The following is a 1664-nucleotide window of genomic DNA, read 5'->3' on the forward strand; positions in this document are numbered from 1 at the left end:
AGCTTTTCTGCCGTCTGCACAAGCAGCTTCGACCGTTCTTTAATCACTCCCCCAATATAATAAGGAAGCCCGCAATTGGCAAAAGAAACATAAGGACCACGTTCAAAGACAATAATTTCCGCCTCTTCATTCAATCGACGTAGACGTGTGGCTGCCGACATACCGCCCGCAACCCCTCCAACAATGACGTATTTCATTGAACTTCCCTCCTTAAAATTCGATAGGTCCGTGCCAGTTCATCATCCCGCCTGTCATATTTTTGACCTTAAATCCATTTGCGGATAAGATGGCAGAAGCCACACCGCTTCTGCTTCCAGAATGACAAACAATAATATGCTCTTGATTTTTGTTGATTTCATCGAGTCGGTTCTGGATTCCATTAACCGAAATATTCTTGGCACCAGGAATGTGCCCTTCGGCAAATTCAAAAGGTTCGCGAACATCAATAATACTTACAGGCGCATGATTGCGTATTAGTAGTTCGACTTCTTCGGGTGTCCACTCTTCATACATGCTGTTATCCTCCCTGGACAAAATTTTTATTTTTTCAAAACCCGCGCGCTTATATACCCATATGGGTATATTTTTCTCCATAAAAAAGTTAGAACCAGTGATTCATTCCACCGCGAACATTGGTTACTTTCTCATAACCTGCTTTTTTTAAAACCTTACACGCAACCGAGCTTCTCATACCGCTTTGACAAATGACAACCACTTCTTTTTCTTTCGGAATCTTATTAAGATGATTGCTCAGGGTCTGCAACGGAATATTGACAAAACCCGGAATTGAATGACCATTGAACTCTGCTTTTGTACGTACGTCAAGAAAATATTTACCCTTTTTACTCGGCAGATAGACTTCCTTCAACTCAGAAGTGCTTATCTTTTTGATTTTTGGTTTGCAAAAGAATATGCATCTCATGATTAAATTCCTCCTTAGCCGTTGGATTCACTTCTCTTTATTCCTTAACGGCTTTTCACCAGCATTTGAATCGCTTCGTTTATGATTGCTTCAGACGAACCTTCGCTGTCTTCAATCTGTTGCCGCAAACAGGCTTCAAGATTTTTGCCAATAACCAGGCCCAGTGCACGATCCAGTGCTGACCGTGCGGCCGTCATCTGGGTGACTACGCTGCGACAGTCTTCTCCTTGTTCCATCATGTGAATAATTCCACGGATTTGTCCATCAATCCGTTTCAATCGATTGGTCATTTGTGATGTATACTCCATAAGCTGCCTCCTTTATACCCCTACCCGTATATTACTCATTCTATTTTTAAAGTCAAGTGAACGACATCAGCACTGAAACACCCGAAGTCCCAGGAACATTAGCTCCTTTTTTTGGAAGAAGTGCCCCTGAAAAACAACACTCCTGCAAAAGAGTATCTTAAGCCATAGAAGGGTGTCTTCACCGTCAATAGACTAATGAGACGCCCTTTTCGCTGGCTTATACAACGATTTGATCTGATTATATAAATAGATTCACATTTGATTTTGCTGCTTCGCCTAAATAACTGGCCACGCCGCCAAATTCAACACCATCGATGATTTCTTCACGTGCAACGCCCATGAGATCCATACTCATTGTACAGGCCACCATTTTCACGCCAAGCTGTTTTGCACGCTCAATCATAACTGCAAGGCTGTCAACATTCTTGTCAGCC

General features: G+C 42.4%; 5 protein-coding genes. All 5 read right to left on the reverse strand.

Annotation, left to right across the window (positions count from 1 at the left end):
* A partial coding sequence (locus tag SIN01_RS14625; protein WP_170215025.1) for an FAD-dependent oxidoreductase occupies positions 1-197 on the reverse strand: 197 nt, incomplete at its 3' end.
* A 13-nt stretch (positions 198-210) separates the two neighbouring features.
* Positions 211-513 carry a rhodanese-like domain-containing protein gene (locus SIN01_RS14630; RefSeq protein WP_010027573.1) on the reverse strand — a complete coding sequence of 101 codons (303 nt, stop codon included), beginning with the start codon at positions 511-513 and terminating at the stop codon, positions 211-213.
* A gap of 88 nt (positions 514-601) precedes the next feature.
* Entirely contained in the window at positions 602-922 is a 321-nt protein-coding gene (locus tag SIN01_RS14635; protein ID WP_141306170.1) for a rhodanese-like domain-containing protein, read from the reverse strand.
* A 44-nt stretch (positions 923-966) separates the two neighbouring features.
* A complete protein-coding gene (locus SIN01_RS14640) occupies positions 967-1230 on the reverse strand; it encodes a metal-sensitive transcriptional regulator (RefSeq protein WP_141306171.1) in 264 nt (87 codons plus the stop codon).
* Positions 1231-1468: 238 nt separating this feature from the next.
* The coding region (locus tag SIN01_RS14645) for a DsrE/DsrF/DrsH-like family protein (protein ID WP_174842594.1) at positions 1469-1664 on the reverse strand (196 nt) is incomplete at its 5' end.

The organism is Sporolactobacillus inulinus, assembly GCF_006539285.1.
Classification (GTDB): Bacteria; Bacillota; Bacilli; order Bacillales; family Sporolactobacillaceae; genus Sporolactobacillus; species Sporolactobacillus inulinus.

Coding starts and splice junctions, on each gene's coding strand:
- SIN01_RS14630 (WP_010027573.1), bottom strand. CDS start 513: ATGTATGAAGAGTGGACACCCGAAGAAGTCGAACTACTAATACGCAAT.
- SIN01_RS14635 (WP_141306170.1), bottom strand. CDS start 922: ATGAGATGCATATTCTTTTGCAAACCAAAAATCAAAAAGATAAGCACT.
- SIN01_RS14640 (WP_141306171.1), bottom strand. CDS start 1,230: ATGGAGTATACATCACAAATGACCAATCGATTGAAACGGATTGATGGA.